General features: G+C 72.3%; 13 protein-coding genes and 7 pseudogenes. 7 read left to right on the top strand and 13 right to left on the bottom strand.

The genetic code is table 11. The annotated features are described in order from the left end of the window. Positions 1-15 precede the first annotated feature (15 nt). Complete coding sequence (locus FU658_RS11600; RefSeq protein ID WP_147892268.1) at positions 16-1,041, bottom strand: 3-oxoacyl-ACP synthase III; 1,026 nt, start codon at positions 1,039-1,041, stop codon at positions 16-18. A gap of 174 nt (positions 1,042-1,215) precedes the next feature. Beyond that, positions 1,216-1,530, bottom strand: a pseudogene (locus FU658_RS11595) (DUF4156 domain-containing protein); the annotation flags it as partial. Between the two features lie 130 nt (positions 1,531-1,660). On the opposite strand from FU658_RS11595, the gene trmL reads away from it, so the two are divergent. Continuing rightward, a complete protein-coding gene (gene trmL, locus FU658_RS11590) occupies positions 1,661-2,134 on the top strand; it encodes a tRNA (uridine(34)/cytosine(34)/5-carboxymethylaminomethyluridine(34)-2'-O)-methyltransferase TrmL (protein ID WP_147892226.1) in 474 nt (157 codons plus the stop codon). A gap of 7 nt (positions 2,135-2,141) precedes the next feature. Here trmL and FU658_RS11585 read toward each other — a convergent pair whose 3' ends face one another. The 5 genes and pseudogenes from FU658_RS11585 to FU658_RS15445 all read right to left on the bottom strand — a co-directional run bounded on the left by FU658_RS11585 (position 2,142) and on the right by FU658_RS15445 (position 5,797). Further along, positions 2,142-3,170 (bottom strand): NAD(P)H-dependent glycerol-3-phosphate dehydrogenase, encoded by a 1,029-nt coding sequence (locus tag FU658_RS11585; protein ID WP_147892225.1) that lies wholly within the window; start codon positions 3,168-3,170, stop codon positions 2,142-2,144. Between the two features lie 8 nt (positions 3,171-3,178). After that, on the bottom strand, positions 3,179-3,700 hold the full coding sequence (gene secB / locus FU658_RS11580; RefSeq protein ID WP_147892224.1) for a protein-export chaperone SecB: 522 nt from the start codon (positions 3,698-3,700) through the stop codon (positions 3,179-3,181). Positions 3,701-3,864: 164 nt separating this feature from the next. Further along, positions 3,865-4,247 (bottom strand): annotated as a pseudogene (locus tag FU658_RS11575) (rhodanese-like domain-containing protein); the annotation flags it as partial. A gap of 627 nt (positions 4,248-4,874) precedes the next feature. Further along, positions 4,875-5,327 (bottom strand): annotated as a pseudogene (locus FU658_RS15450) (YiiD C-terminal domain-containing protein); the annotation flags it as partial. Next, on the bottom strand, positions 5,324-5,797 hold the full coding sequence (locus tag FU658_RS15445; protein ID WP_255505568.1) for a hypothetical protein: 474 nt from the start codon (positions 5,795-5,797) through the stop codon (positions 5,324-5,326). The pseudogene FU658_RS15450 and the gene FU658_RS15445, both read right to left, overlap by 4 nt. A 34-nt stretch (positions 5,798-5,831) precedes the next feature. Between FU658_RS15445 and FU658_RS15440 the strand changes: the two genes are divergently transcribed. Then, entirely contained in the window at positions 5,832-6,137 is a 306-nt protein-coding gene (locus tag FU658_RS15440; protein ID WP_255505567.1) for a uroporphyrinogen-III synthase, read from the top strand. A gap of 13 nt (positions 6,138-6,150) precedes the next feature. Here FU658_RS15440 and FU658_RS15435 read toward each other — a convergent pair whose 3' ends face one another. Further along, positions 6,151-6,816: a hypothetical protein gene (locus tag FU658_RS15435; protein ID WP_255505566.1), complete on the bottom strand. Its 666-nt coding sequence runs from the start codon at positions 6,814-6,816 to the stop codon at positions 6,151-6,153. 77 nt (positions 6,817-6,893) lie between these two features. Between FU658_RS15435 and FU658_RS11555 the strand changes: the two genes are divergently transcribed. Genes FU658_RS11555 through FU658_RS11545 form a run of 4 tightly spaced genes read left to right on the top strand, consistent with a single transcriptional unit; the run spans position 6,894 to position 8,863 of the window. Then, the gene (locus tag FU658_RS11555; protein WP_187266080.1) at positions 6,894-7,220 is read left to right on the top strand and encodes a uroporphyrinogen-III C-methyltransferase; all 327 of its coding nucleotides are present in this window, start codon (positions 6,894-6,896) and stop codon (positions 7,218-7,220) included. Next, positions 7,217-7,993 carry a heme biosynthesis protein HemY gene (locus FU658_RS11550; protein WP_147892222.1) on the top strand — a complete coding sequence of 259 codons (777 nt, stop codon included), beginning with the start codon at positions 7,217-7,219 and terminating at the stop codon, positions 7,991-7,993. The genes FU658_RS11555 and FU658_RS11550 overlap by 4 nt, the downstream gene beginning before the upstream one ends. Beyond that, complete coding sequence (locus tag FU658_RS14500; protein WP_187266087.1) at positions 7,936-8,487, top strand: heme biosynthesis protein HemY; 552 nt, start codon at positions 7,936-7,938, stop codon at positions 8,485-8,487. The genes FU658_RS11550 and FU658_RS14500 overlap by 58 nt, the downstream gene beginning before the upstream one ends. A 28-nt stretch (positions 8,488-8,515) precedes the next feature. After that, a complete protein-coding gene (locus FU658_RS11545) occupies positions 8,516-8,863 on the top strand; it encodes a ribonuclease E inhibitor RraB (RefSeq protein ID WP_147892221.1) in 348 nt (115 codons plus the stop codon). Between the two features lie 4 nt (positions 8,864-8,867). Here the strand turns inward: FU658_RS11545 and FU658_RS11540 are convergent. Further along, positions 8,868-10,144, bottom strand: a pseudogene (locus FU658_RS11540) (acetyl-CoA C-acetyltransferase). Between the two features lie 114 nt (positions 10,145-10,258). Between FU658_RS11540 and FU658_RS11535 the strand changes: the two are divergent. Next, positions 10,259-11,151, top strand: a pseudogene (locus tag FU658_RS11535) (hypothetical protein). Positions 11,152-11,160: 9 nt separating this feature from the next. Here FU658_RS11535 and FU658_RS15430 read toward each other — a convergent pair. The 4 genes and pseudogenes from FU658_RS15430 to FU658_RS11515 all read right to left on the bottom strand — a co-directional run bounded on the left by FU658_RS15430 (position 11,161) and on the right by FU658_RS11515 (position 14,849). After that, positions 11,161-11,553: a GNAT family N-acetyltransferase gene (locus FU658_RS15430; RefSeq protein ID WP_343195877.1), complete on the bottom strand. Its 393-nt coding sequence runs from the start codon at positions 11,551-11,553 to the stop codon at positions 11,161-11,163. A gap of 172 nt (positions 11,554-11,725) precedes the next feature. Beyond that, positions 11,726-12,076, bottom strand: a pseudogene (locus FU658_RS15425) (superoxide dismutase family protein); the annotation flags it as partial. Between the two features lie 279 nt (positions 12,077-12,355). Then, positions 12,356-13,762: pseudogene (ntrC, locus tag FU658_RS11520) on the bottom strand (nitrogen regulation protein NR(I)); the annotation flags it as partial. Continuing rightward, a complete protein-coding gene (locus tag FU658_RS11515; RefSeq protein WP_147892220.1) occupies positions 13,752-14,849 on the bottom strand; it encodes a two-component system sensor histidine kinase NtrB in 1,098 nt (365 codons plus the stop codon). The gene FU658_RS11515 and the pseudogene ntrC, both read right to left, overlap by 11 nt. Between the last annotated feature and the right edge of the window lie 62 nt (positions 14,850-14,911).

Raw genomic sequence — 14,911 nt, 5'->3', positions numbered from 1 at the left:
ATCACGACCGGCCGCTTACCAGACGACTTCGGCCATCGAGCAGTTCAGGCCCGAGCCGATGCCCATCAGGCCCACCCGGGTGCCCTTCTTCAGGCGGCCGAGCTCGTTGAGCTTCGACAGCGTGATCGGCACCGAGGCCGGGCCGATGTTGCCGTGCTGCGGGAACACCGTGTGCACCCGCGCCGGGTCGATGTTGAGCAGTTCGCAGAAGGACGCGGTGTGCACCTTGGAGATCTGGTGGATGACGAACTCGTCGATCTCGTCCGCCGCCCAGCCCAGCGCGGCGCGCGCGGCCTGGAAGGTCTTGCCGGCCAGCTTCAGGCCCTCGACCAGCAGCGACTTGGTGTCCGTGACCATGCGGTCCATGTTGCCGCGGCACAGGTGCGAGAACTCGGTGGCCGCGCGGGTCACGCTGCCGCGGAACTGGTGGCCGTGGGGCAGCAGCTCGCTGCGGCCCAGCACCATCGCCGCCGCGCCCGAACCCAGCGTCAGCGACGCGAACTCGTTGCGGAACTGCTCCGGCGTGGCGTCCTCGCGCAGCAGGCGCTCGATCGTTCGCTCGGTCACTTCATTGGAGGACTCGCCGTTGACCACCAGCGCGTACTCGATGTCGCCGCGCTCGATCATCCGCGCGGCGATGTCCATGCCGTTGAGGAAGGCCAGGCAGGCATTGCCGACGTCGAAGTTCTGGCAGGTGTCGGACAGGCCCAGGCGACCGTGCACGATCGAGGCCGTCGACGGCTCGAGGTAGTCGCGGCTGACCGAGGTGTTGATCAGGATGCCGATGTGCTCGTGGGCCACGCGCGACTCGGCCAGCGCCTTCTGCGCGGCCAGCGTGGCGCCGTGCGACGGGAAGCGCTCGCCCTCGGCGTCGCCCCACACGCGGCGCTCCATGATGCCGGCGACGTCCTCGAGCAGGTTCGCGCGGATGCCGAAGCGCTCCAGCGTCGGCCGCAGGCGGTCGTTGATCTCGCGGGAGCTCAGCACGACCGGCGCGTCGACATGGGCGACGCTGGCGATGGAGACGTTCTGGTACAGCATGGGCGGGCTCGGCATGATGGTAAACCGTGGAACGCTACCGGCTCGGGCCCGGCACCGCAAGTTGGGTGTTCAGCTGCCGGGGCCTTACTCGATCCGGAACACCTCGACGCCGTCCTCGTTCTGCTCCACCGGCTCGGCGTCGCGACGGGTCGCCGCCGCCGGCACCGCGCCGCCGCAGCGATACGCCAGGAAGCGCTGCTGGCCGCGGCTGGGCTCGCCCTTGGCCTGAACCGTGTCGGCCTGCAGGCCAAGCGCCTCGTTGCGCGCCAGGGTCTCCAGCTCGTCGCGCACCTTGAGGTCGTTGCGCGAGACCGGGCCGACGCCATCCTTCACGGCGACGGCCACTTCACCGCGGCGCTCGCAGCCGGACAGGTCGACATCGGCGGCGGCCACGCGGATCTGCCGCGCCTGCGGTTCGAGCTTCACCCAGGTGCAGGCGGTGGCTGTCACGGACAGCAGCAACACGGAGAACACGGCGATCTTGCGCATCGAAACACTCCTGGCGGAAAGGCCGCGGCCCGCGGCCGCACCAGCGGATTGTCGCCGCGAATGCCACACAGGACCAGAGCCGGGACGGCGACGGTAGGCCGGGGTTCATCGCAGCGGCGATAATGCCGCCATGTTCAATGTCGTGCTGTTCCAACCCGAGATCCCGCCCAACACCGGCAACGTGATCCGCCTGTGCGCGAACACGGGTGCCACGCTGCACCTGGTCGAGCCGCTGGGTTTCGCGCTCGACGATGCGCGGCTGCGCCGTGCCGGGCTCGACTACCACGAGTACGCGCGGGTCCGGGTGCACGCTTCGCTGGAGGCCTGCCTGGCCTCGCTGGACGCCCCCCGGGTGTTCGCGCTGTCGACGCGTGGCCGGCGCCACTACGGCGAAGTCGCCTACCGGGCCGGGGACACCTTCGTGTTCGGCCCGGAAACCCGGGGCCTGCCGCAGGAGCTCATCGAGTCGCTGCCCGAACAGGCGCGCGTGCGCCTGCCGATGTGCGTCGGCAGCCGCAGCCTGAACCTGTCCAATGCGGTGGCGGTGGTGGTGTTCGAAGCCTGGCGGCAGCTGGGCTGGCCGGGCGCGGTGTCGCCGGACTGAGGGCGGCTCAGCCGCCCATCCAGTGCGAGGGAAATTCCGGCTTCTGGTCGCGCGCCAGCAGCATCTGCACGCCCTCCACGGGGGTGATTTCCTCGTGCAGCACGCGCTGCACCAGGGCCGAGATCGGCAGGTCCAGGCCGTGGCGCGTGGCCAGGCGCATGACCTCGTCGGCGGTCTGGATGCTCTCGACCACCTGGCCGATCGCCGCGACCGCGTCGGCCAGCTTCTCGCCGCGCCCCAGCGCCAGGCCCAGGCGGCGGTTGCGCGAGAGGTCGCCGGTGCAGGTCAGCACCAGGTCACCCAGGCCCGAGAGCCCCATCAGGGTTTCCGAACGCCCGCCCAGCGCCTTGTTCAGGCGCAGCATCTCGTTGAGCCCCCGGGTGATCAGGCCGGCCCGGGCGTTGAGGCCCAGCTGCATGCCGTCGGCCACGCCGGTGGCCACGGCCAGCACGTTCTTCATCGCGCCGCCCAGCTCCGCACCCAGCATGTCGTTGCCGGTATAGGCGCGGAAACTGTCGCCGTGCAGCGCCTCGGCCACCTGCTGGGCGAAGTCCTCGGCGGTGGAGTGCACCGTCACCGCCGTCGGCAGCCCCTGGGCCACCTCCTTGGCGAAGGACGGTCCGGTCACCACGGCCAGCGGCACGTCCGGCCCCAGCAGTTCCTGCGCGACCTCGTGCAGGAAGCGGCCCGAGCCCGGCTCGAAGCCCTTGGTCGCCCAAGCCACGCCGGCCGCCTGCGGCCGCAACGGGGCGAGTGCCTGGATGGTCTCGGTGAATGCGTGGCTGGGCACGACCACCAGCACCAGCTCGGCGTCGGCCACTGCCTCGGCCAGGTCGGTGGTGGCACGCAGGCCCTCGGGCAGCGCGACGCCGGCGAGGTAGCGCGGGTTCTCGTGGTCGCGGTTGATCGCCTCGACCTGGGCCGCGTCGCGGCCCCACAGCGTGGTCGGCAAGCCATTGCGGGCCGCCTGGGCGGCCAATGCCGTTCCCCAGGAGCCCGCGCCCAGCACCACCACGCGCGGGTGGGAGTCGCTCATGCCGGGTTTCAGGCGTTGCCGGCCGGCGGCTGCTGGGCCTGGTCACCCTGCGCCTGCGCCTCGGCGCGGCGGCGCAGCTGGTCGGCGTAGAGCTGGTCGAAGTTGATCGGCTGCAACAGGAACGGCGGGAAGCCACCGGCCTGGATCAGGTCGGAGATCATCTGGCGGCCGTAGGGGAACAGCATGTTCGGGCAGTAGCTGCCCAGCATCATGTCCAGGTTGCGCGCGTCGAAACCCTTGAGCACGAACAGGCCGGCCTGCTGCAGCTCGACCAGGTAGATGCTCTTGTCCTCGACCTTGCAGTCCAGGGTCAGGGTCAGCACGACCTCGAACTGGTCGTCGGCGACCTTGTTGACCTTCTGGTTGAGGTTGAGGGCCAGCTGCGGCTGCGCCTGCTCATTGAACGAGGCCGGGGTGTTGGGGGCCTCGAAGGAGACGTCCTTGACGTAGATCTTCTGGACGTTGAACTGGGCCTGGGGCTGCTCGGCGTTGGCTGCGCCGCCGGCGCCGTTGGTGTTTTCGTCGGCCATGATGACTCCGAATCTGGATGGTGAGGGGTGACCGGACATGATCCCACGCCGGACATGACGGGGCTACCCGGGCAGGTTCTGCGCCCGGATGCCCGGAATTCAGGCCTTGGCGATCTTTCCGGGCTTGTCGGGCTTCTCGCCGCGCTCGCGGCCCTTGTCGCGGCCTTGGCCAGCGGCAGGTCGGCCTGCTGCCAGGCGGCCACGCCACCTTCGAGCGCGTGGACCTGCTTGAAACCGGCCGCGACCAGGCGCTTGGCGGCGTTGCCGGAGGTGATGCCGTTCCGGCACACCACCGCCACCGGCAGTTCGCGCGCCTTCGCGAGCTGCTTGGACTCCGGATCGAACTGGCTCATCGGCACGTGCGCGAACCGATGATGTGCCCCTTCTCGTAATCCGCCGCGGGGCTCACATCGATGACCAGCGCATCCTCGCGGTTGATCAGCTCGGTCAGCCGCGCCGGGCTGACCGCCTTGTAGCCGCGGGTGGCGCTCTTGAATTCGTTCACCACGATGGCCACGGTCAGGCCCAGCAGCGCCAGCAGCAGCATGAGGTTCCACGGGCTGGCGCCGGCAAACGACGAGAGTTGATCGAAAAACACCGGGACGGACTCCACTTCAGGGCACAACGTGAGGGCCGGGGATTGTCTCCCAGCGGGCGCAGCGGCGCAAAAGCGGATCGCGGCGCGACCGGCGGCCGGGAGCGGCGGGACTCAGTCGGCGGTGATGTCGGGCAGGCCGTTGACCAGCCACCAGCGCCTGGCTTCGGGGTCCAGGCGCCAGATCTCGGTATGGCGCAGCGTGCGCTCGCGCTGGGTGTGGCGGTTGACCAGGCTGATCTCGACTCGCGCTGGATGCGCTCGGCGGAAATCGCGGTGGCGCGCTGGACCTGATAGCCCTTCACGTCCACCTGGCGGTAGCGCTCCAGCTCCAGCGCGGTGGGCGGCGAGGCCTCGCGATGCAGCGGGTCGACGAAGTCCAGCGCCTGCTCGAAACCGCTCCAGCGCAGCGTGCCGGCGTAGTTGTAGAAGGTGTCGTCGGGCGTCGGCGCGCGCGGGTTGCCGGCACAGGCGACCAGCAGCACGACGGCCGCGGCGAGGAAAAGGCGCAGGAGGGATCTGGTCATGCCCGGATTCTTGCCCATGCCGGCGGCGGGCGCCACCTTCACGCGGCGCGGCGCGCGGGGTCATGATCGCGTAGCGGCCGACCAGGGTGCAGGCGGGGCCGCCGTCGGGCAGGCGCACGCAGGCCTCCAGCGACACCCGGGCGCGCCCGCGCTCGGCGAACGTCGCGACCACCTCGTCCCAGGACTGGCCCTGCGCCAGGCGTGCCTCGGCCACCAGGTCGTCGTACAGCGGCGCCAGGTAGCGCACCTCGCTGTCGGCCACGAAGACGTCCGGCGCGTGCCCGGCGCGGCCCATGCGCAACGTCGCCAGGCCCCAGCCGGCCAGGGTCATGAGGCCACACAGGCTGCCGCCGAACGCGCAGGCCTTGTCGTTGACGTTGGCCGCCAGCGGCGCACGCAGGCGCAGCACCTCGCCGTCGAAATCCAGCACCTGCACGCCCATGGCATGTACCGGGGGCATGGCGTCGTAGTGGCGGGCAAGCGCGCTGAGCGCGGCATCGGTCATGGCAAGTCTCGAATCGGCTGTGACAAGCTGCCGGCATGGATGCGCACGCCATGCCACAGCAGCTCCCCGAATGGTACGTGATCTCGCTGCGTCCCCAGGGTGAACACCTCCCGCTGCGCCGCCAGGCCCGCGCCTGCGGCGCGGCCGTGTTCGCCTGCTCGCCCCTGCGCCTGCAGGCCGTGGCCAGCCCGGGACTCGACGCGGCACTGGCCTGCCCGCGCGTGGTGTTCACCAGTCCGGCCGCGGTGCGCTTCGCGGTGCAGGCCCACGGCCGCCTCGGGACCGGCGCAGGCCAGGACTGGCTGGCGGTGGGTGCCGGCACCGCCCGCGCCCTGCAGCACGCCGGCGTGGACACGGTGCTCTCGCCCACGCGCATGCACGCCGAAGGCCTGCTCGACCTGCCGGCGCTCACTGCGGTGGCCGGCCTCGACGTGGGCCTGGTGACCGCGCCGGGGGGGCCGCGGCCTCATCGAGGCGGTCCTGCGCGATCGCGGTGCCCGGGTGGTGCGCGCGGACGTGTATCGGCGCGAGCGCGTCGACATCCGGCGCAGCCGGTTCGCCGCCCTGCAGCGCCTGGCCACGCCCTGCGTGCTGCTGGTCACCAGCGGCGAGGCGCTGGCGGCCTTCCTCGACCAGGTGCCGGCCGCGCTGGCCCTGCGCCTGGCCGCCGGGCCGGTGGTCGTGTCCAGCGAACGGCTGGAGGTGCTGGTGCGCGAAGCCGGCTTCGCCCGCGTCTCGCGCGCGGCCAGCGCGCAGCCCGCCGACCTGCTCGCCGCGGCCGCGCATGCCGTGGACCGGGGCTTCGGGTAGCATTCGCAGCATGTCAGACCAGCCCAGCGAATCCACCCCGGAGCCGGGGCCCTCCGCTTCCCCGGCCCGCCCGGCCCGGAAGCCACGCCGCATCGGCGGCCTCGTGTTCGTGCTGCTCGTGCTCGCCGCGGTGGCGGTGGCAGCCTGGCAGCTCTCTCCACGGCTGCAGGAGTACTTCATCGCCCCGGCCGACACCGTGGCCGAGGTCGACCCGGTCGAGCAGCGCCTGTCCGCGCTGGAAACCGAACTGGAGGCGGCACGCCAGGCCCTGCGCCAGGTGGAGCGCCGCATCGGCGACAACGCCTCGAACCAGCGGGTGCTGCGCGAGGAAGTGCTCGGCATGGGCGAGCGCGCGGCGCTGCTCGAGCAGTCGGTCGCACAGATCAACGACAGTGCGCCGCGCGTGGATGTGCCGCTGCGCCTGGACGAAGTGGAACTGTTGCTGCACATGGGCCAGCAACGGCTGCAACTGGCCAACGACCGCACCGGCGCGCTGCGCGCCTACGTGCTGGCCAACCAGCTGCTGGGCGGCCTCGACGACCCGGCCTACATCAGCCTGCGCCAGAGCCTGGGCCAGGAGCTCGGCGCCCTGCGCGCGCTCGACGAAGATCCGCGCGACCTCGCCCTGGGTGGCCTGGACGCCTTCGAGGCCGGCCTGGCCGGTTTGCGCCCGCGCCATGATGGCGAGCGCCCGAGCCCGGCGATACGCCCGAGGCGCGCAGCGGCGCGGCCCGCCTGTTCGGGCAGCTGGTGCACGTGCGGCGAAGCGACGCCGAGGTGTTCCTGCCGCCGCAGCATCGCCAGCTGGGTGCGACGGTGCTGCAGATGGAGCTCGCGCTGGCGCGGGGTGCCGCGGAGCGCCGCGACCACGCCGCGTTCGCCGCGGCGGTCGACCGCATCGATGCCTGGCTGCCGCGCCTGTACGTGGAGAATTCGGCGCTGCGTGAGCGCCGCGACGCGCTGCAACGCCTGGCCGAGCGCCCGCTGTCGCTGGAACTGCCGGTGCTCGGCACCACGCTGGAGCAACTGCGGGCGCTGCGCGCGGCACGCAGCGGCGCGGGTGCCGGAGGCGCGGCCGGATGAAGTTGTTCCATTCCCTGCTGGTGCTGCTGGTGCTCAGCCTGGCGGGCGCGCTGGCCTGGGCGCTCGCGGTGGCCGATCCCGGCCAGGTGTTCATCCGCTACCGCGGCTGGGACATCGAGACCAGCGTGCCGTACGGAATGCTGCTGCTGGGCCTGGCCGTGCTGGCGCTGTGGCTGGTGGCCAAGGCCCTGCTGATGCCGCTGCGCGCCTGGCGCCGTCACCGCCATCGGCTCACCCGCAGCCGCCTGGTGGATGGGCTGCTGGCGTTGCACGAAGGCCGCTGGGTGCGTGCGGAGACCCTGCTGCGGCGGGTCGCCGACCAGCCGCGCCTGCGGGTGCCTGCGCTGATCGGCGCCTCGCGCGCGGCGGACGGTCGCGGGGATGCCACCGGCGCCGACGCGCGCCTGGCCGAACTCGACGCCTCGCCACTCAAGCCCGCCGAACGCAGCGCGGTCGATCTGGCGGCGGCCGACCGCGCCTTCGCCCAGGGCGACCCGGCCCACGCCCTGCAACGCCTGGACGCCGCACAGGCCCGCGGCACGCTGCCACCCCGCGCACTGCGACTGCGCGCGGAACTGCTGCTGGCGCTGCAGCGCCCGGCCGAAGCCGTCGCGATGCTGCCGTCGATCCGCGCGGCGAAGGCGCCACCGCGCAGGAGTTGCCGCGACTGGAGGCCCGACTGCACGCCGCCGCGCTGGCCACGGCCAGCGACAGCGTGGCCCTGCGCGAGCAGTGGTCGTCGCTGTCCGGCCCGCTGCGGCAGCAACCGGTGATCGTCACCGCCTATGCCCACCGCGCCGCGGCGCTGGGCCTGGAGGACGCCGCGCTGGATGCGGTGCGCGAAGCGATCGGCGCGTCATGGTCGGAAGACATCGTGCTGTTGTTCGGCCTGCTGCCGGCACCGCGCGAGGACCGGCGCCTGGCCCTGGCCGAGGCGTGGCTGGAAGCCCATCCGTCCAGTCCGGCCCTGCTGGTGACGCTGGGCCGGCTGTGCCGCAACCAGTCGCTGTGGGGCAAGGCCGAGGACTACCTGCATCGCGCCATCGCGCAGGGCGCGGGCAGCGAGGCCTGGGAAGCGCTTGGCCATGTGCTGGCCGCCCAGGGTGACGACGCGCGTTCACGTATCAGCTACGCCAACGCCCTGCGGGTGGCCCGCGCCGAAGCGGTGATGGAGTTGCCAGGGCGCGGCCTGCGCCAGAAGATCCTCGACGAGGCCGTGGCCGAGGAACGCGACGAACACGGCCTGCCCCGCCTGCCCCTGCCCTGACCCCCCCGCTGGAGACCGGAAGCCTCCAATGATCACAATCGAAGACATCAAGACCCTGTTCGACGACCTGCGTGCGGACAGTGAATGGAACGTCGATGGCCCGCTGACCTGGGGCTACTACTTCACCGACACCGACTCCGAGCGGCTGCAGCCGTTGTCGGCGCACCTGTGCGAGAACGGCTACCACTTCGTGGAGCTCTACGCGACCGAGGACAACCGGCGCTACTTCCTGCACCTGGAGCGGGTCGAGCGGCTGCGGCCGGAGACGGTGCTCAACCGGCACCGCTCGATGGAGGAGAAGGCCGCGGAGTTCGGCGTGGAGGCCTTCGACGGGCTCGATGTCGACGGACCGCCGCCCCCGCCGGCGAAGACCTGAACCGCTAGCGCTCCAGGATCGCCGCCACGCCCATGCCGCCGGCGGTGCACACCGAGATCAGCGCGCGGCCACCGCCCTTCTCCTTGAGCAGCTTCGCCGCGGTGGCGATGATCCGCGCACCGGTGGCCGCGAACGGGTGGCCCAGGGCCAGCGAGGAGCCCACGACGTTCATGCGCTCGCGGTCGATGCTGCCCAGCGCACCGTCGAGGCCGAGTTTGTCGCGGCAGAAGCTTTCCGACTCCCAGGCCTTGAGCGTGCACAGCACCTGCGCGGCGAACGCCTCGTGGATCTCGTAGAAGTCGAAGTCCTGCAGGGTCAGGCCGTTGCGTTGCAGCAGCTGCGCCACCGCCCAGGCCGGCGCCATGAGCAGGCCCTCGCCATGGACGAAGTCGACCGCGGCCACCTGTGAATCGACCAGCCAGGCCAGCGGTTCGTGGCCACGCTCGCGGGCCCAGTCCTCGCTGGCCAGCAGCGCGGCCGAAGCCCCGTCGGTGAGCGGCGTCGAGTTGCCGGCGGTCAGCGTGCCCTGGCCGGACTGGCGGTCGAAGGCCGGCTTGAGCGTAGCCAGCTTCTCGGCCGAGGTGTCGGCACGCAGGATGTTGTCGCGGTCCATGCCGCGGAACGGGATCACCAGGTCGGCGTAGAAGCCGCGCTCGTAGGCGGCGGCGGCCTTGTGGTGGGACGCCGCGGCCAGTTCGTCCTGCGCCTGGCGCCCGATCGCCCACTCCTTGGCCATCATTTCGCAATGCTGGCCCATCGACTTGCCGGTGCGCGGTTCGCCGACACCGGGGAACTCGGGCACCAGTTCGCGCGGGCGGAAGCCGCGGAATGCACCGAGCCGCTCGCCGCCGCTGCGCGCACGGTTGGCGTCGAGCAGGCGGCGACGGAAGGCCTTGGACACCGCGATCGGCACGTCGGAGGTGGTGTCGGACCCGCCACCGACGCCGGCCTCGATCTGGCCCAGCGCGATCTTGTTCGCCACCGCGATGACCGTGTCGAGGCTGGTGCCGCAGGCGCGCTGCATGGTCAGTCCGGGCGTGGCCGGCGACAGCCCCGAGGACAGCGTGGCCTCGCGGCCCAGGTTCCAGTCGGCGGCGTGCTTGAGCACCGCCCCCAGCGCCACCTCGCCCAGCACCTGGCGGTGCAGCCCGTAGCGCTCGACCAGCGCACCCAGCGTGCGGATCGACATGCCGAGGTTGCGACGTCGGCATAGGCGGTGTTGTTGCGGCAGAAGGGGATGCGGACTCCCCCGAGGACAGCGACGGGACGCACGGCTCGCATGGGTGGATCGACCTCGTGGTTGGGCGCCGGCCCTCATGGCCGACACGGCATAATGGCTTCAGTGTAGACCCGGCCACGCGAGCTTCCAAACCGTGGCGTATTGGAGCCCCGAGGATGTCCCAGCGCGAAGCCCACCCCGCACCCCGCTGCCTAGGCGCACTCGCGCTGGAGCTCACCCCCGGCACGATTGCCGGGCAACTGGCCCTGCCGCAGGTCGAGGCCAGCGCGCTGGCGGGCCTGGTGGCGCGCGACCTGGCCGGCTTCGTCCCGGAGGTGCAGTCGCTCGATCTCGCCGTGCTCGGCGCGCACTTCGACCCGGTCGAACTGCTGCGCCCGGGCTGGCCGCTGCACGACGAGCTGGCCGAGCTGGTGTCCGGCGCCCCCCGGTCGCCGCGACGCCAGCCGGGTCATCGCGTTCGGCAGCCACGAGGGCCGCCTTCCCGCGGCCCTGTCCCCGGACGAGAACTACGTGGGGGGGTGCGCTGCGGCTGCTGCCGTTCGTGCTGACCGGCGACCACGACAGCGTCGAGGCCGTCGGCGAAGCGCTGGAGTCGACCCTGCTCGACACCGGCATGGCGCACGCCGACACGGCACTGTCCGCCCAGGAGGGCTTCGCCGCCCAGGTCGAGCACGCCCGCTACCTGACCGTGCACGACCTGTGCGCGATGATCGCGATGCAGTACGAGCACGTCGGCCTGGCGCCGCTGTGGCCGGTGATCGAGGCGGCCCTGCTGGCTCCGGGTTCGGAGGCCTGGCTGGATGCGCCACCCGAGCCGCTGGTGCGCTACAGCCACGGTGCGGTGCGCGTGGCGATGATGGACATCGATGCCTGGGCGGAAGCGGGATTCGCGCCCGCGGGCGTGGAGGCCGCACAGCTGCCGCAGGCCTTCGAACAGTTTTCCCGGCGCCAGCGCCAGTTCGCGGCACTGCTTCAGGCGCACGGCATCCGACTCACCTTCGACCACGCACCGGCCGGCAAGGACCCGCGCGACGTCCTGCGTGATTGAGGGCGGCGCTCAGCGCGGCAGCGGCTGCTCGAACATCAGGTAGCCCGCATCCCCCATGCCCAGCGCGGCGTAGGTGGCCTGGGCGGCGATGTTCTCCTTCTCGACGTACAGCCGCAGGCCACACGCGCCCTCGGCGGCCCGCGCCTGCGCCTGCACATGCGCGTACAGCGCGCGGTAGACACCACGGCGCCGGTGCCCGGGGTCGACGTAGACGCTCTGGATCCACCACCAGTCCGCGCAGCGCCAGTCGCTCCACTCGTAGGTGAGCATCAGCGTGCCGACCGGGATGTCGCCCTCGCAGGCGACGAAGTAGCGACCCCGCCGGGGCTCGTCGAGCGCGGCCTGGATGCCGCGGCCGACCACGGCCGGGTCGAGCCGCTTGCGCTCGGTCTCCCAGGCCATCGCACAGGCCCACTCGACCATCCGCGCGACGTCGTCGGGCGACGCCGCGCGGACATGCAGCCCCTCGGGCATCAGTGGTCGTGCATCTCGATGACGCCGCAGGCCACGCGGGCGCGGCATCACCGGTGGGCTGGGTCTCGTAGTCGTCGGGCTGCACGTGCACGATCACCGCCTTGCCATCGATGTCCAGCGGCCCGCCGGTACCCAGCTCGAGCCCCGTCAGCAGCATGTCGACCTCGGCCAGGCCATTGGCACCGACCTCGAGGTTGTCCATGTCGCCGGCGTGGAACTCGCCCTGGCTGCGGCGGCCGTGCTCGTGGTCCTCGGGATTGAAGTGGCCACCGGCACTGGTGGCGTCGGGTGCGGAGCAGTCGCCGGTCTCGTGGATGTGGAAGCCATGCTCGCCACCGGGCTCAAGCCCGGTCACCGACCCGGTCAGGCGGATGCCGCCGTCCTCGAGGACGAACAGCAAGGTGCCGCCGACATCGTGACCCTCGGTTGCCGAGAGCACCGCCTCGGCCATCGTCATGCCGGCCATGTCGTGGTCGGACATCGTCGCGTCGTGGTGCATGGCATGGTCGGCATCGGGTGCCGCCGGTGCCGCCGGCTGCGTGGCGGGGGCCGGGGCGGGCGCGGGCGCATCGGCCTGGCGGTCGGCACGGTCGTCGCCGCAGGCAGCCAGCGCCAGCGTGATCGCGGCGGCCAGGCACAGTTGGATCGACTTCATCACCATTCTCCTTGTGTGGTCGGGGTGGTACCCGCCGATCCTAGCAGTCCGGCCGGCGAGCGAGGTGTGATCAGCTCTTCCGGCGCGCCGCGCGGCCAGCTTCCGGGTCAGCGTGTTGCGGCCCAGGCCGAGCCGGCGCGCGGCCTGCTGGCGGTGGCCACCGGTGTGCGCCAGCGCGACATCCAGCAAGGTGCGTTCCATCGCGTCGACGGCCGTGGCGTGCAGCCCCTGCTCGCCCGCCTCGAGGCGCGCGCGTGTCCACTCCGCCAGTGCCGTCGTCCAGGCGGGCGCAGACCCGGGCGGCGTCGCCGGTGCGCCTGCGTCGAGGCCGAGGTCCAGCGGCCGGATCGTATCCCCCGGCGCCATCGCGGCGAGTCGCCAGCACAGGTTCTCCAGTTCGCGCACGTTGCCGGGCCAGTCGTGCGCCTGCAGGCGCGCCAGCGCATCGCGACCCAGCCGCTTCGGCGTGCCACCAAGCTGGCGCGCCGCCAGGTCGAGGAATCGCGCGGCCAGCGGCGCGATGTCGCCACGGCGTTCGCGCAGCGGCGGCAGCCGCAGGCGCACCACGTCGAGCCGGTGCAGCAGGTCGGCGCGAAAGCGTCCCTCGCCGACGGCGCGCTCCAGGTCCTGGTGGGTGGCCGCCACGACGCGCACGTCGACGCGCAGCAGGCTGCGCCCGCCGACACGGAAGAACTCGCCCTCGGCCAGCACGCGCAGCAGCCGCGTCTGCAGGGCGGCCGGCATGTCGCCGATCTCGTCGAGGAACAGGGTGCCGCCATCGGCCTGCTCGAAGCGCCCGACCTGGCGCCGTGCGGCACCGGTGAAGGCGCCGGCTTCATGGCCGAACAGCTCGCTTTCCAGCAGCTCGGCGGGAATGGCCGCGGTGTTGAGCGCGACGAACGGGCCGCCGCTGCGCGGCGACTCGCGATGCAGCGCGCGTGCGACGAGCTCCTTGCCGGTGCCGGTCTCCCCGGTCACCAGCACGTTCAGCGGCACCTGGGCCAGGCGGCCGATCGCGCGGAACAGTTCGGCCATCGCCGGCGAATCACCGACCATGTCCCCCGAAGCGCCCGTCACCTGGTCCGCGACGGGGGCCGCGGCCGCCTCGTCGCGCACCAGCGCGCGGGCGGCCACTCCGACCGCCTCGTCGAGGTCGAAGGGCTTGGAGAGGAATTCGTGGGCGCCGCCGCGGAAGGCGCCGGCGGTCGAGCCCACGTCGGTGTAGGCGGACATGACCACCACCGGCAGTTGCGGATGCCGCAGCTTCAGGCCGTCGAGGAAACCCAGCCCATCCAGGCCGGGCATGCGCACGTCGGTGTAGACCAGGTCGGGAACCGCGTCGGCGTCGAGCTGCGCCAGCGCGTCGGCGGCACTGGCGAAGGCGGCCACCTCGTAGCCGGCCTCGCGCAAGGCCTGGGCCAGCACGAAGCGCACGCTGGCGTCGTCGTCGACCACCCACACCCGGATCGATTCAGCCGGCATGGGCCGCCTCCCCTGCCGCATCGCGTGGCGCCGCTTCGTCGGAACCCGGTTCCGGTGGAGCGGGTTCCAGTGCCGGCAGCAGCAGCGTGAACACGGTATGCCCGGGGCGCGAACGGTAGCCCAGGCTGCCACCATGCTCGCGCGCCACCTGCTGGGCCAGCGGCAGGCCCAGGCCGGTGCCCTCGGCACGACCGGTCACCAGCGGCAGGAAGATCCGTTCGGCCAGCGATTCCGGCACGCCGCGCCCGTCGTCGATGATCTCCACGCGCAGCGCCAGCCGGTGGGTGGTGTCGCCGATCAGGACATTGCGCTCCGCCCGGGTGCGCAGGGTCACGCTGCCGGCGCCGGACTCCAGCGCGTTGTGCACCAGGTTCCACAGCGCCTGGACCAGCCGGTCGGGGTCGGCGTCGAACTCCGGCAGGCTCGGGTCGTAGTCGCGCTCCAGCCGGATCGCCCAGCCGGCCTCGGCGTCGGCCAGCTGGCGCACGCGTTCGAGCACGGCGTGGATGTTGGTGGGCTGCAGCGGGTTGGGGGCCTGTGGGTTGAGCAGGCGCTCGACCAGCGCGGCCAGGCGCTCGACCTCGGCACTGATCAGGCCGATGAGCTGGTGGTCGTCACCCTCGTCGCCACGCGCCTGGGCGCGCCGGGCCAGCAGCTGGGCCGCCCCCTTGATGCCGGCGAGCGGATTGCGCACCTCGTGCGCCAGGCCCTTGAGTGCCGCCGACAGAGCCGCCGGCAGCAGCGTGGCCGGGTCCTCCCCGGGGAATTCGTCGGCGGGATGGACCTCGACCTGCACCCGGTCGCCCTCGCGCAGCAGCCACAGGTCGGCGAAGCGCTCGGATCCGTCGCCGCCGCGCACGCAGGCGCGGCGCACGCGAAGTGGTTCGGCCCCGTCGGCCACCCGCGCCATCAGCGCCGCCACCCGCCCGTGCTCGCCATCGAGCTCGGCCAGCGGCATGCCGACCAGGCGGCGTGCACTCATGCCCAGCCAGCGTGCCGCGGCCGGGTTGCAGCCGGCGACGCGCTCGTCGTCGGCCAGCCACAGCAGTGGCGTGGCCAGGGACTCGAGGCTCGGGGACGGATTCATTGCACCATTGTAGTGCAGTCGGGGGCGGGCCCGGGCGGGTCACCGGGGCGCGCAAGCGCACC

This window comes from Alkalisalibacterium limincola, from assembly GCF_008017755.1.
GTDB lineage: Bacteria > Pseudomonadota > Gammaproteobacteria > Xanthomonadales > Xanthomonadaceae > Alkalisalibacterium > Alkalisalibacterium limincola.
Note: the sequence above shows the minus strand (reverse complement) of the source record. Positions and strands in the feature narration are given on the sequence as shown.